Below are 15,609 nucleotides of genomic sequence, written 5' to 3'. Positions count from 1 at the left end.
CTTTTTTAAAGAAATAAAAACTATAATTTTTATTAATTATACATTACACAATATTGTAATAACACACAATATTACATAAAAGTGTAATAATTAAAAATATTACATATATTTGTAATAGTAAAGTTTATTTATTTTTAATTATATTTGATTTATGACAAGCGTAATTACAGGTGATATCATTGGGTCAAGACAGCAAAAAACCAAAGATTGGGTTGAAGATTTAAAAAAAATCTTGTCTCCGTTTGGCGAAACACCAAGTCAATGGGAGATTTACAGAGGTGATGAGTTTCAAATCGAAGTTAAAAACCCTGAAGAAGCGCTCTTGTCTGCCATTCTAATAAAAGCACGTTTAAAGGCTTTAAAATTAGATGCGCGAATGAGCATTGGTATTGGAGACAAAACGTATAATGCGGAGAAAATATCCGAAAGCAATGGTTCTGCTTTTATTCATTCCGGCGAACTCTTCGAAACTTTAAAGAAACTAAAAGTAACATTGGCAATACGAACGGGAGATGCTGTTTTTGACGAAAAAATAAATTTAATGCTTCAGCTTGCTTTGACTTTTATGGACAATTGGCTGGCACAACCTGCAGAGTTTGTAGCTATGGCAATAGAAAATCCAACTTTATCTCAAGAAGAGTTAGGGCAAAAAATTGGCATCAATCAGGCAGCAGTGAGCCGAAGACAAAAACGAGCACAATTTGACTTGATAATGAATTTAGACCGTTATTTTAGAACACAAATAAAACAAATCAAAGTATCATGATTTTATTTATAAAACTACTTTTAGCGCATTTATTAGGCGATTTTATATGGCAACCTAACTCTTGGGTTTCTCACAAAGAGGCTAAAAAACATAAAAGTATTTATTTATATCTTCACATTATACTTCATGGAGTTTTGGCTACAATTTTGGTTGGAGAAATTCAGTTTATACCTTACGCCACTTTCATTGCCATTACACATGGTTTTATCGATTTAATTAAACTAAATTTTCAGACCAAGAAAACAAAACGCACTTGGTTTATTGTAGACCAGATTGCTCATATTTTGATATTAATTGGAGTTGTATTGATTTACAAAAACGAACCAATAACTTTTCATGGATTCGGCAATCAATTTTGGATTTTGATAACCGGGATTTTATTCATCACTAAGCCAACGTCCATTTTTATTAAAACCATTATTTCGATCTGGAATCCCGAAAGTCAAAATAGCAATCAGGATAATTCACTCGCTAGCGCAGGAAATTACATTGGTATATTAGAACGATTATTTGTATTTTGCTTTATCTTAACTGGACATTTTGAAGCAATTGGATTCTTGCTGGCCGCAAAATCTATTTTTAGATTTGGAGACTTAAAAGAAGCCAAAGACAGGAAACTTACTGAATATGTCCTGATTGGTACTTTGATAAGTTTTGGAACTGCTATTATTACAGGATTAATCGTGCAAGCGCTTTTACAATTGCTCTAAAACTTTCTTATTAATTGCTTTTATCAAAGCTGGACCTTCATAAATAAAACCAGTATACAATTGCACTAAACTCGCTCCTGCTTTTAATTTCTCGATTGCATCATCTGCAGAATGTATACCTCCCACTCCAATAATTGGGAATGCTTTATTGCTTTTTTCCGATAGAAAACGAATCACTTCTGTCGAACGTTTAGTTAATGGTTTTCCTGACAATCCACCCATTTCAGATTGATTTTCAGATTGTAATCCATCTCTTGAAATAGTTGTATTGGTAGCAATTACACCTGCAATTTGAGTTGTTTTTACAATATCAATAATATCCAACAATTGCTCGTCTGTAAGATCCGGAGCAATTTTTAGAAGAATTGGTTTTATTTTCTGAGTACTTGTTTTTTGCTTTTCAACATTTCTGTTTTGCAAAGTTTGCAATAAAGCCGTCAAAGGTTCTTTATCTTGTAAAGCTCTTAAGTTTGGTGTATTTGGAGAACTTACGTTTACCACAAAATAATCTACATGATCGAACAAAGCATCGAAGCAAATAATATAATCGTCAACAGCATTTTCATTAGGCGTAACTTTGTTTTTTCCTATATTTCCACCAATCAAAACACCCGAATTCTTTTTCAAACGTTCTACGGCTTCCAAAACCCCTCCATTATTAAAACCCATTCGGTTAATAATAGCCTGATCTTCTTTTAATCGAAACAAACGTTTTTTAGGATTTCCTTCCTGACCAACTGGAGTTACAGTTCCTATTTCGATAAAACCAAAACCAAAATCCGAAAGCTCTTTGTATAATTTGGCATCTTTATCAAATCCTGCTGCAAGACCAACAGGGTTTTTAAACTTAATTCCGAAAACTTCACGCTCTAAACGAGTATCTTTTACTTCGTAAATTGATTTTATAATTGATGAAACTCCTGGAATTTTTGAAATGAATTTAACAAATGAAAAAGTAAAGTAATGTACTTCTTCTGGATCAAAACAAAAAAGTAGCGGGCGAATTATCAATTTATACATATGAGTGTTGTGTGTGTGTTTTCGGTTGCAAATTTAATTATAATACTTGAAAGTGTCTAAAATTTATAAAAAACAGTTTCGATTACAATATTAATGTTATAATATTTGAAAGAAAAACACTCCTTATTTTTTTACTCGAAAAACAAAATGATTCATCTAATTATATTAACTTGGTCATAGAAACCTTTTAAACAAATAGTTACCAATGTGATAATAAATATTTTTTCAAAAACCACTATACATTTGTTAAGCTTCCTCAATTGAAAAATTTCTATGTAGAAGACCTATAATATGTTATCACATTTACTTTTTTTAAGCAAATCGAACGGCTTTCCAAACAAATTATTTACAAACTAAACAATGACAAAACCCACTTCTCAACTTGACTAAATAACACTTAATCAAAACGTCAATAAAATGATTTTCACTATTTTTTGATTAACATTCTTATTTTTTTTTATAATTTTAATACTCATAAAACACTGAAAATGAAAAACATAAAAAAAACTCTTAGAAAAACAGCACTAATGTGCTTAGTGGGATCATTTTTTTTGATTTCAATTGATAGTATAGCCCAACGTCGTGGCGGCGGTGGAGCTCATAGAGGTGGCGCAGGCGGAGCAGAAAGAGTAAGACCAGCAACGCAATCAAGACCTGCTGTAAATAGATCCGGAAATAACAATTCTGGAATTAGAAAATCGGCAAACACAACCAGACCCGGTAATAACGGTTCAGGAACCAGAGCTACAAGACCCAACAATGCAAACTCAAACACTATAAATCGAAATAATAATGGTAATAGAAACACCAATATTAGTGGAAATACGGTTAATAGAAATAGAAACAACGTAAATATTAACGTGAACAATAGTGTACATGTTCGTAACAATCGTAATACTTATGTAAGACCAGGAGTAAGACCCTATGTTCGTCCCCCATATCGTTATGGAGGTTATAGATACAATTGTTATCATCCTTATTACCCTCGTCCTTACGCTCCATTTTATTGGGGACCAGTTTGGCATCCGTGGGGATTTTTTGTTGCAACACTAGCTGTTACCGCAATTGTAGTTAGCGTCGAAAATGAAAAATATCATTACGATCAAGGCGTTTGGTACACATCGTCAAGTGGAGGATATACCGCCGTGCCTGCTCCAGTTGGAGGAACCGTAAATAATATTCCCAGCGGAGCCGAAACCGTAAACACCGGAACGGTTAATAACTATTACTACGGAGGAACCTATTATGAAAAAGACGGAAGCAACTATAAAGTTGTAGCACCAACAGCAGGAACATTAGTCGATAAATTGCCCGAAGGCGGAGAAGAAGTTACTATTGGAGATGTTAAATATGTAAAATTTGGAGAAACATACTATCAACCTGTACAAGTTGATGGAAAAGACAAATATGAAGTTGTTAATGTTGAGAAAGACAATTAAAACTATAGTAACCATATCAAATAAATAGAAATTAATAAAGATATATTTTATAACTTTATCCTCAATTAATTAACAACCACAATTAGATTAAAAATAACTGTAATGAAAAAGAAAACCTACTGGATTTTTGCCATACTGACAATCTCAATCATCTCTATAGCTTTTGGCTACACCAAACTTATTCATCCCAAAGAAAATTTGGTAGCCATGGATTGTGCAGAAACAGCAAATACAACAGCCGAATCGGCATTTAAGCCCACAATTGAGAACAAGAAAAAACCTGCCAACAAAGCACCACAAGGAATGGTATGGATTCCGGGAGGCGAATTCTCTATGGGAAGCAATGTCGAAGACGAAAGTTTATGCAGTTTAAAAGGTGTAACAAAAGATGCAGCTCCCATACATCGTGTATATGTAGATGGTTATTATATGGATGAAACCGAAGTTACCAATGAGGAATATGCGAAATTTGTTAATGCAACCGGATATGTTACTGTTGCAGAACAAAAACCTACTAAAGAAGAGTTTCCAACAGCCGCAGAAGAAGATTTAATTGCGGGATCTGTAATTTTTACGCCAACACCATCCGCAGTAAACTTGAATAATTTTTTGCAATGGTGGAATTATATTCCTCAAACTGACTGGAAACATCCTCTAGGCCCACAAAGCTCTATAAAAGGAAAAGAAAAATACCCTGTTGTACATATTGCTTATGAAGATGCGGAAGCTTATGCAAAATGGGCAGGAAAAAGACTTCCAACAGAGGCTGAATGGGAGTTCGCCGCCAGAGGTGGAAAAACTGGAGAAATTTATGCTTGGGGAAATGTTTTAAAACCAAAAGGAAAATTTCAAGCCAATATCTACCAAGGACATTTTCCAATTAAAGACGGAGACACAGGCGAAGATGGCTTTAAAGGTATTGCTCCTGTAAAACAATATGCACCAAACTCATACGGTCTTTATGATGTAGCTGGTAACGTATGGGAATGGACTAACGACTGGTATAGTGTAGATTACTATAAAACGTTAAACGAAAGCGGAAAAGTTGCAAAAAACCCACAAGGCCCCGATGCTTACAATGATCCAACTGATCCATCTCAAATAAAACGCGTTCATCGCGGGGGTTCATTTTTATGTACAGACCAATACTGCACGCGCTATATGGTTGGAACAAGAGGAAAAGGTGAAGTACGTTCTGCAGCCAATCATCTTGGTTTTAGATGTGTAAAAAGTATTTAAATAAGAAATAACACTAAAAAAAAGGATTCTAAATAGGGTCCTTTTTTTATGGGAATAAATCTCAAATATATTGACTTAAAAAATTACCTATATTTGCTAAAAAATTAAAAAAATGCAACATATCATAGATCGTTTTATTAGTTATGTAACTATTGATACCGAATCAGACCCAAATTCACAAACAACGCCTAGTACTGAAAAACAATGGAATCTTGCAAACAAACTAGTTGAAGAATTAAAATCAATTGGTTTAAAAGATGTTACTATAGATGATAAAGCTTACATCATGGCGACTTTACCTAGCAATGTAGAACATGAAGTACCAACAATTGGTTTTGTTTCGCATTTTGATACTTCGCCAGATTTTAGTGGAGCTAATGTAAAACCACAAATCATTGAGAATTACGACGGAAAAGATATTGTTTTAAACGCTGAAAAAAACATTGTTTTATCTCCAAGTTATTTCAAAGATTTACTACAATATAAAGGTCAAACGATCATTACTACCGACGGAACTACTTTGCTAGGAGCCGATGATAAAGCCGGAATTACTGAAATTGTTTCGGCAATGGAATATTTAATTCAGCATCCTGAAATTAAACACGGAAAAATTAGAATTGGCTTTACTCCTGATGAAGAAATTGGTCGTGGCGCTCATCATTTTGATGTTGAAAAATTTGGTGCTCAATGGGCATATACTATGGATGGAAGCCAAATTGGTGAATTAGAATATGAAAATTTTAATGCGGCCGGAGCAAAAATAACTTTTAAAGGAAAAAGCGTTCATCCTGGTTACGCCAAAGGGAAAATGATCAATTCGTTATTGATTGCAAATGATTTTATCAATGAACTCCCAAAAGGTGAAACTCCACAGGAAACAAAAGGCTATGAAGGTTTTTTCCATGTTCATCACTTAACAGGAAGCATTGAAGAAACTGTTTTAGAATTGATTATTCGTGATCACAACAAATTAAAATTCGAAAAACGAAAAGATTTAATTGGTAAAATCGCTAAGAAGATCAATAAAAAATTTGCCAAACAATTTGGTGAAGATATCGTAATTGCCGAAGTAAAAGATCAATATTACAATATGAAAGAAAAAGTGCTTCCGGTAAAACATATTGTTGATATTGCCGAAAAAGCAATGAGAGAATTAAATATCAAACCTATCATTAAACCAATTCGCGGAGGAACTGACGGGTCGCAATTATCATTCATGGGATTACCTTGCCCAAACATTTTTGCCGGTGGACATAATTTTCACGGAAAATACGAATATGTTCCCGCTGAAAGCATCCAGAAAGCAACTGATGTAATTGTAAAAATTGCAGAATTAACAGCAATTCCTGGTATTTTTGATGTAGCTGAAAAACCTAAAAGAAAAAGATAAATTGGAACCAACTTCTGATAAAAAACACGTTTGGGACAAAGTCAACAATTGGGAAGAAGAACTTCTTTTCCTTAAATCAATTATTGACAAAACTGAACTTGTTGAAACCATAAAATGGGGCGGCCCTATTTATGTTTACAACAAAAAAAACGTTATTGGAATTGGAGGTTTTAAAAACTATTTTGCGATTTGGTTTCTCAACGGTGTTTTTTTAAAAGATGAAAAAAAGCGGCTTATCAATGCGCAGGAAGACAAAACTAAATCTATGCGCCAATGGCGATTTACATCAAAAGAAGAAGTAAACGAGGTTGAAGTTTTAGAATATATTTTAGAAGCTATTGAAAACGAAAAGCAAGGAAAAATCATTAAACCAACAAAAAAAGAAGCAATCGTTTCTGAACTTTTTCTAAAAGAATTAGATCAGAATTCAACTTTAGCAGAAGCTTTCCAAAAATTTAGTCCTTATAAACAATATGAATTCTTAGAATATATTGAAACTGCTAAACAAGAGAAAACTAAATTATCACGAATCGAAAAAGTGATTCCGATGATTTTGAATAATGTTGGCTTGAATGATAAATACAGGTAAATTAAATTCCAAATTAGAAAATCCTGAACCCCAACGATTACAAAGACAAACCTTTGTCAAAGTTTAAAACTTTGACAAAGGTTTTCTCATTTTTGTCATTTCGAGGAACGAGAAATCGCACTAGTGAATTGACAAAGATTGGCGACAATGTTTGCGGAGTCTCTAGTGTGATTTCTCTCTTCGGTCGAAATGACAAGATTGTGTACAATTGCAAGCTTTAAACAAAAAAATCCCAAACTCCATATTGGAATTTGGGATTTTATCCCGAGACTTCGGGATTGTAATTTAAAAATTATGCTTTTTTCAAAGCAGCACTCATTTCCATAGAAATAGCTGAACGCTCAATTTTTAATTTTCCAGACATTGTTTCGATAATTGCACTTGTTTCTGCAAGCTCAACAATTTTACCGTGAAAACCACTTTTTGTAATTATCTTATCACCTACTTTTAGGCCGCTTTCAAATTCTTTTTCGTTTTTTGCTCTTTTTTGTTGTGGTCTAATCATGAAGAAATACAACACTACAAACATTAGTAAATAAGGAGCAAATTTCATTAAATCTTGCATAGTATTCAGTTTTTATTTTTTGTTATTAATATTATGTTTTAAATCTTCTCACGAAGCCTAGAGACGCTTAGAGCGACAATATTTAAATTTTGAATTTAAAAAAATTAGAGTTTTTCCAATCTTACATTAAACCTCTACCCACTTTAATCATCTTTTTATTAGCTGTCAGCTCTTTAACAAGATTATCTAAAATTCCGTTGATAAAAATACTACTTTTTGGTGTAGAATACTCTTTTGCAATTTCTAAATATTCGTTAAGAGTTACTTTTACTGGAATCGAAGGGAATTTCAAGAATTCGCAAATTGCCATTTTTAAGATAATAGTATCAATTTCAGCAATCCTTTCACTGTCCCAATTTGGTGTTTTATCATCGTATTCTTTTGCAAAAATAGTTTCGTTTAAAACTGTTCTTCTAAATAAATCTTTTGCAAAATCTTTATCTTCAACATCTTTATACAACTTTGGTACTCTAAAATCGTCTGGATCTTGAGTTTTAATTGCTTTTAATTGTTTAATGATATGTGTATTTACAACCGGAATATCATCAACCCATGTCAATTTATCATCTTCTAAATACTCATACAATTTTTCATTTGGAACAATTACATCAGCAAACAAATCAATTAGAAATTGTCTGTCTTCTTCAAAAGTATTTGTGGTTGTGCTCATGTATTTTGCATACAAATCACTTGACTTAATATCATTTAAAAGTAAAATGATATAATCATCATTTAAAGACCAATTGTTGATTTTACGATTTTCTAAAGCAATACTTAGAGAATTACTTTCGGCAAGAAGTTGAAAAATTTTGTTATTGATAAATTTTTCATTCGGATTACGTTCTGCAGCAGTTGCAAGATGTTTTTTACTTGAAAGATGTAAAAAAACAGATTCTTTTTTGCAAATTTCAATCAATGAAGAAAGCATTATAAGATATAAGTCCTGAATATTATCAATGCTGTAAAAAAGAAATTTCTCTTCTTTTTCCATATTGTCAGAACCGCTTTGATGCATTGCATAAATGGATTGCATTACTTTAACGCGTATGTGTCTTCTATTTACCACCTTGTAAGAACATTTAAAAATTAGTCTGCAAAATTAGCAATTTCAATCCTTATATTAAAATTAATTCGCAATTTTTAGTCACAGTTATCAGTCTCAGTTTTCAATACTGCAGAAAGTGGTTAAAAAAGTCGCGGTTTTCAGTCTCAGTTTTCACTAGAAGGGCATAAAAAAGTCCCAGTCACAATTTTCAAAAGTGAAAACTGGGACTGGGACTGTAAACTGTAAACTGTAAACTAAAAATTACTTTTTAGCTGCGTTCTCAATTCTTCTCGCATCGATACGATTTTGAGCAATTGTAAGCGCTGCTTTATGAGTTGTCATTCCGTTTTTCACAGCATAATCGATAATTTCTAAAGTAGTATTGTAGATATTTTCGGTTTTTGTCATGATTTCGGCCTTACCGTAATGCTCTAATTCAGCATAAACATTGATAATTCCACCAGCATTGATTAAGAAATCAGGAGCATATAAAATACCTCTTTCTTGTAACCTTAAACCGTGAACATTCTCATCTGCCAACTGATTGTTTGCGGCACCAGCAATAACTTTAGCTTTAATTTTGTTTACTGTATCATCATTAATGATTGCTCCCATTGCACATGGCGCGTAGATATCAACATCTGCAGTATACAAATCATTACCTGTATAAATTGCAGCATTATATTTTGCAGCAACCTGAAGTAATCTTTCTTCATTAATATCTGTAATAGTAACGATAGCTCCTTCTTTAGTTAAATACTCAACCAAAGCTTCACCTACGTGACCAATTCCTTGAACTAAAACTTTTTTACCATCCAAAACATCAGTACCAAACTGACTTTTAGCAGCAGCTTTCATTCCTAAATAAACACCGTAAGCTGTTATAGGAGAAGGATTTCCTGAGCCACCTCTTTCTTCAGAGATACCAGTAACATAAGGCGTTACATCTCTAACAGTGTCCATATCTTTAGTCTCCATTCCAACATCTTCAGCAGTAATATATCTACCTCCTAAAGAGTGAACAAATTCTCCAAACTTACGCATTAATTCAGGTGTTTTTTGCGTTTTAGCATCACCAATAATTACTGCTTTACCTCCACCAATATTTAATCCGGTAATGGCAGATTTATATGTCATACCTCTTGAAAGACGCAAAACATCGTTTAATGCTTCCCATTCAGTATTGTAATTCCACATTCTTGTACCTCCTAAAGCTGGCCCCATAACCGAATTATGAATACCGATAATTGCTTTTAAACCTGTATCTTTGTCATTGCAAAAAACAATTTGTTCGTGATCATCAAAAGATAATTGGCCAAAAACAGGATCCATTTTTTGAAGTTCCTTTCCAGTTGCGAAAGTTGCATCCATAGCGATAGTATTTATTTAGTTATAAATTATGAATTTGTCAAAAAGACATCTCAAACTTAAACAAAAAATATACATGTGCTAATTTTTTATCTTTAAAATAACAATATAACAATCGTTTTGTTTTGATAAAATTATACTTTCCGTTAATTTTTATTCATAATAATTTACAAAATCAAAACATTTCATCATTGAATCTCTTAAAAAAATGAAAGAATTAAGCTATTTAAACAAATATTTCATCAAATATAAATATAGTTTCGCATTAGGAATTTTAATCGCTATAATCTCACAAATATTCTCTTTATTCACTCCAAAGCTTATTAGTAAGTCTTTAAATTCAATCGAGAAGTTCGATAAGTTGCCAGCCGCAGATCGAGCATCACAGATAATCATTGATTCTTACCGCCAGGATTTAATCCATAACGTTCTAATAATCATAGTCACTGCAATAATTTCAGGTTTTTTTCTTTTCTTAACGCGTCAAACTTTAATCGTGATGTCGCGTCATATTGAATTTGATTTAAAAAATGAGGTTTTTAAGCAATATGAGAATCTTTCGCAAAACTTTTACAAACAAAACCGTACTGGAGATTTAATGAATCGTATTAGCGAAGACGTTTCTAAAGTTCGTATGTATGTTGGCCCGGCCGTTATGTACACGATCAATACCTTTATACGTTTTGCGATCGTTATCATATATATGTATAATGTTTCGCCTTTACTAACCTTATATACTATACTTCCTTTACCAATATTATCTTACTGTATATTTAAACTGAGTTCAGAAATCAATAAGCGTAGTACAACTTTTCAGCAATATTTATCGAAAGTTTCCAGTTTCTCGCAAGAAATATTTTCGGGTATTCGCGTTATAAAAGCATATTCGTTAGAAAATCAACATCAGAATAATATGGTGGCTCTTGCAGACGAAAGCAAAAAGAAGAGCTTAGATTTAGCCAAAGTTCAGTCCTTATTTGGTCCTTTGATGATTGCTTTAATTGGAATCAGTAATTTGGTTGTCATTTATTTTGGAGGGATTATGTACATCAACGGAACGATTCCGAATATTGGTACTATTGCAGAGTTTATCTTATATGTAAATATGTTAACCTGGCCAGTTGCCTCTTTGGGATGGGTTTCATCAATGGTTCAAGAAGCTGAAGCATCTCAGAAACGTTTGAATGAATTTTTGAAATTGGAACCGGAAATCAAAAACAAAAACGAAAATCACTCGGATATTCAAGGTTCAATTGCTTTTGAAAATGTAAGCTACACGTATGAAGATACTAATATTGAAGCGCTGAAAAATGTAACATTTACGGTAAAAAAAGGAGAAACTTTAGCCATTTTAGGAAAAACGGGTTCCGGAAAATCGACTATTTTATCTTTAATTTCTCGTTTGTATGATGTTACGGACGGAAGAATCACAATTGATGGAAATGAAATTAGCACTTTGAACTTAAATGATTTGCGAAACAATATTGGAATTGTACCTCAAGATGAATTCTTATTTTCTGATACTATAAAAAATAACATCAAATTTGGCAATCAAAACGCTACTGACGAAGAAGTGATTGAAGCTGCCAAAAATGCTGTGGTTCATGATAACATTATTGCATTTAACAAACAATACGATACTATTTTAGGAGAAAGAGGAATCACGCTTTCGGGCGGACAAAAGCAACGTGTGTCTATCGCGAGAGCAATTATAAAAAATCCAGCGATTCTACTTTTTGATGATTGTTTATCAGCAGTAGATACAGAAACCGAAGAAACGATATTAAATAACCTATTCGAAATTTGCAAAGACAAAACAACAATTATTGTAAGTCATCGTGTTTCATCAGCAAAAAATGCGGATAAAATTATCATTTTAGAAGACGGAAAAATTATACAACAAGGCTCTCATAATCAATTAATAAATCAAGGCGGCTATTATTCATCTTTGTATTTAAAACAACTTTCGGAAAAAGAATTACTTTAATTGTTGCGTAATAGATAATTTTTTATGATTTTTGAGTACTATTAATTCCAAAAGTGATAGAACGTATTATGAGAGAAAATGACATGTTAGAAAAAGAAGAGATTTTTTCTAAAGTATTACGAGCAGGAAGAAGAACTTATTTCTTTGATGTAAGAGCTACTAAAGCTGACGATTATTATATTACAATTACTGAAAGTAAAAAATTTACCGAAGAAGATGGTTCGTTTCATTTTAAAAAACACAAAATTTACTTGTACAAAGAAGATTTTAGTGCTTTTGCTGAAATACTAGAAGAAATGACTTCGTATGTCTTGAACCACAAAGGCGAAGAAGTAATCTCTGAAAGACATCAAAAAGATTTTAAAAAAGAATACGGTTCTGACAAACCAGAAGGGCAACGATCAAGCTTTACTGATATTGATTTTGACGATATCTAGTCCTAAATAACTTTTTAAAAAAGTACAAGTCCAATATGTTTTACATTTTGGACTTTTTTTATATATTTAAACTCTATAAATTTAGTCGATTTTAGATTTGTAATCTAAAAATCAGAGATTCAAATATTTTAAAATAAAAATTCCCAGAAATGGCAACACAAATACTGATACTACCCGGACTTGGAAATTCCGGAGATAAACATTGGCAAACCTTTTGGCATAAAAAATTTGAAAATTCAATACGCTTAGTTCAGGATAATTGGGATGAACCTATTCGTGAAGAGTGGATCGAACGATTAAACGAAGAGGTTGTAAAATTGAAAAGTCCAACAATTTTGGTAGCGCACAGTTTAGCGGTTTCCTTAGTATTGCATTGGGCAAAAACAAATAATAACCCCAATATTATTGGCGCATTATTAGTCGCTCCTGCCGACGTAGATTCACCTCAACACACACCAGATGTTATTCGCAATTTCGCTCCAATGCCACTTTATAAATTACCATTCCCCTCAATAGTTGTAGCAAGCGAAAATGATCCTTATGCTTCTTTTGAAAGAAAGCAATATTTTGCCAAAAATTGGGGAAGTGATTTTGTAAATGTTGGTCAACAAGGACACATCAACTCTGATTCTGATTTAAAGTATTGGGAAGAAGGGCAATTGATTTTACAGCAGTTAATTGATAAAGTAAAATAGTTCTCAGTTGCAGTTTTCAATCGCAGTTAAGACTGGAAACTGCAACTGAGACTAAAAACTAAATTATCCAATCCTAAGTCCGTTTTCGATTTTAAAATCCGGAGCTAGTAAAATCACGTCTCCCTCCTCGCCTACGGCACCAAGAACCAGGCATTCGCTCATAAATTTACCTATTTGTTTTTTAGGAAAATTGACAACAGCTACAATTTGCCTGTTTAGCAAATCATCTTTTTGATAACGTTTTGTTATTTGTGCCGATGATTTTCTGATACCAATTTCTGCCCCAAAATCGATGGTAAGTTGATAAGCCGGCTTTCTAGCTTCAGGAAAATCATTTATTTCTATAATGGTTCCGATACGCATATCGGTTCTTTCAAATTCGTTCCAGGTTAAATCCATTTTTGTATTTTCAATGTTGTTTCATTACAAACCTATTAATTTTGTAATTGTTAGCACTAATTCTATAATCTTTTTTTTAGCTATACTTCTAATTTTACAAATAAAACCGCGAAGTCATCACTAAAAAAATATAAAATGGAAAATAGTTTAATAAATACCAACGCAGCTTTACGTGATCTGGATTTTGATGTTCAACAACAAAATTCTGATAAATATATTGAAACAGCCCAGAATGTTAAACTGTATGTAAAGGATTATGGAAAAGGAGAGCCTGTAATTTTGATTCACGGTTGGCCACTTTCGAATGAAATGTGGGAATATCAAATCGATTTTCTGGTAGAAAATAATTATCGTGTAATTGCTTATGATCGACGTGGTTTTGGTAAATCATCGCAACCTTATAATGGCTATGATTATGATACTTTAACTGACGATTTAAAAGAGATTATTGAGCAACTTCAATTAGAAAATGTTACACTTGTTGGGTTCTCAATGGGCGGTGGCGAGGTTGTTCGCTACTTTAGTCGTTATGAAGGGAAAGGGGTTAAAAAAGCTGTTTTAATTTCGTCTATTATTCCATTTTTAGCAAAAACAGAAGATAATCCTGAAGGTCGACCAAAGGAAAAAGGTGATGCAACGGCAGCGGCAATTAAAGAGGATAGAATTGGCTTTTTGGATAATTTTGGTAAAATATTTTTTGGTATCAACATTATCAACAAACCTTTAAGCACGCCTCTACTCGAATACTACAGAAATCTATGTGCTTTAGCTTCGCCAAGAGCAACCTTAAAATGTGCAGAGTCTTTAAATAATACAGATTTTAGAGATGAACTACAAACTATTAAAGTTCCTACCTTGATAATTCATGGAAATGATGATAAAAATGTTCCAATTGAAATTAGTTCAGAAAAAACAGCCAAAGCGATCGAAAATAATACTTTCATAGTTTATGATGGTGCTCCACATGGCTTATTTTATACCGCAAAAGACAAACTAAATAAAGATTTACTCGACTTTTTAAATTCGTAAATTTCGATTTATTCTCAAATAAACACTCAAAGGAGTTTATTATTTTAATAAAAGCTTCTTTGGGTATTTTTTATAGTTTCGAGCTTTTTTTTACAGAATTTTAAAGTTAAATTTGAATAACTTATTCTATATAAAATGGCACGAACTCCTTCAAATATGATTCCGCTAGGAACAATTGCTCCAGATTTTCATCTTAAAGATACCAATTCTAATAACGAATATTCTTTTGAAGATTTGAAGGGATCAAAAGGTACGCTTGTCATGTTTATTTGTAATCACTGTCCTTTTGTACTTCATGTAATTAAAGAAGTAGTTATGATTGCTAATGATTATCGTGTACAAGGACTTGGCGTTGTAGCAATCTCTAGTAATGATATTGAAAAATATCCCGAGGATGCGCCAGAATTAATGACTGAATTTGCTTTTAAAAACAAAATAGATTTTCCTTATTTATTCGACGAAAATCAGGAAGTTGCCAAAGCTTATGATGCTGCCTGTACACCAGATTTTTACTTATTTGACAGTCAAAACCGATTATTTTATCACGGTCAATTAGACGATTCAAGACCTGGAAATGGAATTCCGTTAAGCGGAAGTGACCTTAGAAGTGCAATTGATGCCCTTATTTATAACCGAAGTTTGAACGAAATTCAGAAGCCAAGTATTGGTTGTGGCATCAAATGGAAATAAGAAATTAGCTATTTAAAAAAGTTTGTCTATCTTTGCAGATCAAATTAATTATACTCATTGTGAGCACTATAAATATATTTACAGTTTTTACGTTGTTGTTTTCTTTTACAAGAAGACCACTTACTGCTGTATTTATTTCACATAGTAAGGCCTTTATCAATTAGGCCTCCGTCTATTTCAATTTCTTCTTTCAGGCGGAGGATTTATACCACGATTTAATCATTTATTTTATTTGAAAGAG

Annotated in this window: 16 protein-coding genes; 11 read left to right on the top strand and 5 right to left on the bottom strand. The window is 32.5% G+C overall.

All coding sequences use genetic code 11. The annotated features are described in order from the left end of the window. Positions 1-151 precede the first annotated feature (151 nt). A complete protein-coding gene (locus IW18_RS18810) occupies positions 152-766 on the top strand; it encodes a SatD family protein (RefSeq protein ID WP_041519706.1) in 615 nt (204 codons plus the stop codon). Beyond that, positions 763-1,476, top strand: coding sequence for a DUF3307 domain-containing protein (locus tag IW18_RS18805; protein WP_041519704.1), 714 nt, complete (start codon positions 763-765; stop codon positions 1,474-1,476). Before IW18_RS18810 ends, IW18_RS18805 begins: the two co-directional genes overlap by 4 nt. Here the strand turns inward: IW18_RS18805 and IW18_RS18800 are convergent. Next, positions 1,462-2,496, bottom strand: a complete 1,035-nt coding sequence (locus tag IW18_RS18800) for a quinone-dependent dihydroorotate dehydrogenase (RefSeq protein WP_041519703.1) — start codon at positions 2,494-2,496, stop codon at positions 1,462-1,464. The two genes, IW18_RS18805 and IW18_RS18800, sit on opposite strands and share 15 nt — an antisense overlap. Positions 2,497-2,984: 488 nt before the next feature. On the opposite strand from IW18_RS18800, the gene IW18_RS18795 reads away from it, so the two are divergent. From IW18_RS18795 to IW18_RS18780, 4 genes are all read left to right on the top strand, one after another. Further along, the gene (locus IW18_RS18795) at positions 2,985-3,935 is read left to right on the top strand and encodes a DUF6515 family protein (RefSeq protein ID WP_041519701.1); all 951 of its coding nucleotides are present in this window, start codon (positions 2,985-2,987) and stop codon (positions 3,933-3,935) included. Positions 3,936-4,037: 102 nt separating this feature from the next. Continuing rightward, positions 4,038-5,174, top strand: a complete 1,137-nt coding sequence (locus tag IW18_RS18790; protein ID WP_041519699.1) for a formylglycine-generating enzyme family protein — start codon at positions 4,038-4,040, stop codon at positions 5,172-5,174. 112 nt (positions 5,175-5,286) lie between these two features. Then, complete coding sequence (gene pepT, locus IW18_RS18785; protein WP_041519697.1) at positions 5,287-6,564, top strand: peptidase T; 1,278 nt, start codon at positions 5,287-5,289, stop codon at positions 6,562-6,564. A 1-nt stretch (position 6,565) separates the two neighbouring features. Beyond that, on the top strand, positions 6,566-7,153 hold the full coding sequence (locus IW18_RS18780) for a YdeI/OmpD-associated family protein (protein WP_041519696.1): 588 nt from the start codon (positions 6,566-6,568) through the stop codon (positions 7,151-7,153). Positions 7,154-7,445: 292 nt separating this feature from the next. Here the strand turns inward: IW18_RS18780 and yajC are convergent, their stop codons facing one another. The 3 genes from yajC to IW18_RS18765 form a co-directional block, all read right to left on the bottom strand. Next, entirely contained in the window at positions 7,446-7,718 is a 273-nt protein-coding gene (yajC, locus tag IW18_RS18775) for a preprotein translocase subunit YajC (protein ID WP_026981843.1), read from the bottom strand. A gap of 121 nt (positions 7,719-7,839) precedes the next feature. Continuing rightward, positions 7,840-8,751 (bottom strand): transcription antitermination factor NusB, encoded by a 912-nt coding sequence (gene nusB / locus IW18_RS18770; protein WP_041519770.1) that lies wholly within the window; start codon positions 8,749-8,751, stop codon positions 7,840-7,842. Positions 8,752-9,024: 273 nt separating this feature from the next. Beyond that, positions 9,025-10,134: a Glu/Leu/Phe/Val family dehydrogenase gene (locus tag IW18_RS18765; protein ID WP_041519692.1), complete on the bottom strand. Its 1,110-nt coding sequence runs from the start codon at positions 10,132-10,134 to the stop codon at positions 9,025-9,027. 205 nt (positions 10,135-10,339) lie between these two features. Here IW18_RS18765 and IW18_RS18760 point away from each other — a divergent pair, with 205 nt between their 5' ends. The 3 genes from IW18_RS18760 to IW18_RS18750 all read left to right on the top strand — a co-directional run bounded on the left by IW18_RS18760 (position 10,340) and on the right by IW18_RS18750 (position 13,250). Continuing rightward, the gene (locus IW18_RS18760; protein WP_041519690.1) at positions 10,340-12,118 is read left to right on the top strand and encodes an ABC transporter ATP-binding protein; all 1,779 of its coding nucleotides are present in this window, start codon (positions 10,340-10,342) and stop codon (positions 12,116-12,118) included. 68 nt (positions 12,119-12,186) lie between these two features. Then, the gene (locus tag IW18_RS18755) at positions 12,187-12,555 is read left to right on the top strand and encodes a PUR family DNA/RNA-binding protein (protein WP_029268690.1); all 369 of its coding nucleotides are present in this window, start codon (positions 12,187-12,189) and stop codon (positions 12,553-12,555) included. 149 nt (positions 12,556-12,704) lie between these two features. Next, positions 12,705-13,250, top strand: coding sequence for an RBBP9/YdeN family alpha/beta hydrolase (locus IW18_RS18750; RefSeq protein WP_041519685.1), 546 nt, complete (start codon positions 12,705-12,707; stop codon positions 13,248-13,250). Positions 13,251-13,313: 63 nt separating this feature from the next. Here the strand turns inward: IW18_RS18750 and IW18_RS18745 are convergent, their stop codons facing one another. Then, positions 13,314-13,649, bottom strand: a complete 336-nt coding sequence (locus IW18_RS18745; protein ID WP_041519683.1) for a tRNA-binding protein — start codon at positions 13,647-13,649, stop codon at positions 13,314-13,316. Between the two features lie 135 nt (positions 13,650-13,784). Between IW18_RS18745 and IW18_RS18740 the strand changes: the two genes are divergently transcribed. Together IW18_RS18740 and IW18_RS18735 are read left to right on the top strand one after the other, a co-directional pair. Then, positions 13,785-14,678 (top strand): alpha/beta fold hydrolase, encoded by an 894-nt coding sequence (locus tag IW18_RS18740; RefSeq protein WP_084607991.1) that lies wholly within the window; start codon positions 13,785-13,787, stop codon positions 14,676-14,678. Positions 14,679-14,813: 135 nt separating this feature from the next. Beyond that, complete coding sequence (locus tag IW18_RS18735; protein ID WP_041519681.1) at positions 14,814-15,368, top strand: thioredoxin family protein; 555 nt, start codon at positions 14,814-14,816, stop codon at positions 15,366-15,368. Positions 15,369-15,609 lie beyond the last annotated feature (241 nt).

Source organism: Flavobacterium hibernum (assembly GCF_000832125.1).
Classification (GTDB): Bacteria; Bacteroidota; Bacteroidia; order Flavobacteriales; family Flavobacteriaceae; genus Flavobacterium; species Flavobacterium hibernum.
Note: the sequence above shows the minus strand (reverse complement) of the source record. Positions and strands in the feature narration are given on the sequence as shown.

Coding starts and splice junctions, on each gene's coding strand:
- IW18_RS18810 (WP_041519706.1), top strand. CDS start 152: ATGACAAGCGTAATTACAGGTGATATCATTGGGTCAAGACAGCAAAAA.
- IW18_RS18805 (WP_041519704.1), top strand. CDS start 763: ATGATTTTATTTATAAAACTACTTTTAGCGCATTTATTAGGCGATTTT.
- IW18_RS18800 (WP_041519703.1), bottom strand. CDS start 2,496: ATGTATAAATTGATAATTCGCCCGCTACTTTTTTGTTTTGATCCAGAA.
- IW18_RS18795 (WP_041519701.1), top strand. CDS start 2,985: ATGAAAAACATAAAAAAAACTCTTAGAAAAACAGCACTAATGTGCTTA.
- IW18_RS18790 (WP_041519699.1), top strand. CDS start 4,038: ATGAAAAAGAAAACCTACTGGATTTTTGCCATACTGACAATCTCAATC.
- pepT (WP_041519697.1), top strand. CDS start 5,287: ATGCAACATATCATAGATCGTTTTATTAGTTATGTAACTATTGATACC.
- yajC (WP_026981843.1), bottom strand. CDS start 7,718: ATGCAAGATTTAATGAAATTTGCTCCTTATTTACTAATGTTTGTAGTG.
- nusB (WP_041519770.1), bottom strand. CDS start 8,751: ATGCAATCCATTTATGCAATGCATCAAAGCGGTTCTGACAATATGGAA.
- IW18_RS18765 (WP_041519692.1), bottom strand. CDS start 10,134: ATGGATGCAACTTTCGCAACTGGAAAGGAACTTCAAAAAATGGATCCT.
- IW18_RS18760 (WP_041519690.1), top strand. CDS start 10,340: ATGAAAGAATTAAGCTATTTAAACAAATATTTCATCAAATATAAATAT.
- IW18_RS18755 (WP_029268690.1), top strand. CDS start 12,187: ATGAGAGAAAATGACATGTTAGAAAAAGAAGAGATTTTTTCTAAAGTA.
- IW18_RS18750 (WP_041519685.1), top strand. CDS start 12,705: ATGGCAACACAAATACTGATACTACCCGGACTTGGAAATTCCGGAGAT.
- IW18_RS18745 (WP_041519683.1), bottom strand. CDS start 13,649: ATGGATTTAACCTGGAACGAATTTGAAAGAACCGATATGCGTATCGGA.
- IW18_RS18740 (WP_084607991.1), top strand. CDS start 13,785: ATGGAAAATAGTTTAATAAATACCAACGCAGCTTTACGTGATCTGGAT.
- IW18_RS18735 (WP_041519681.1), top strand. CDS start 14,814: ATGGCACGAACTCCTTCAAATATGATTCCGCTAGGAACAATTGCTCCA.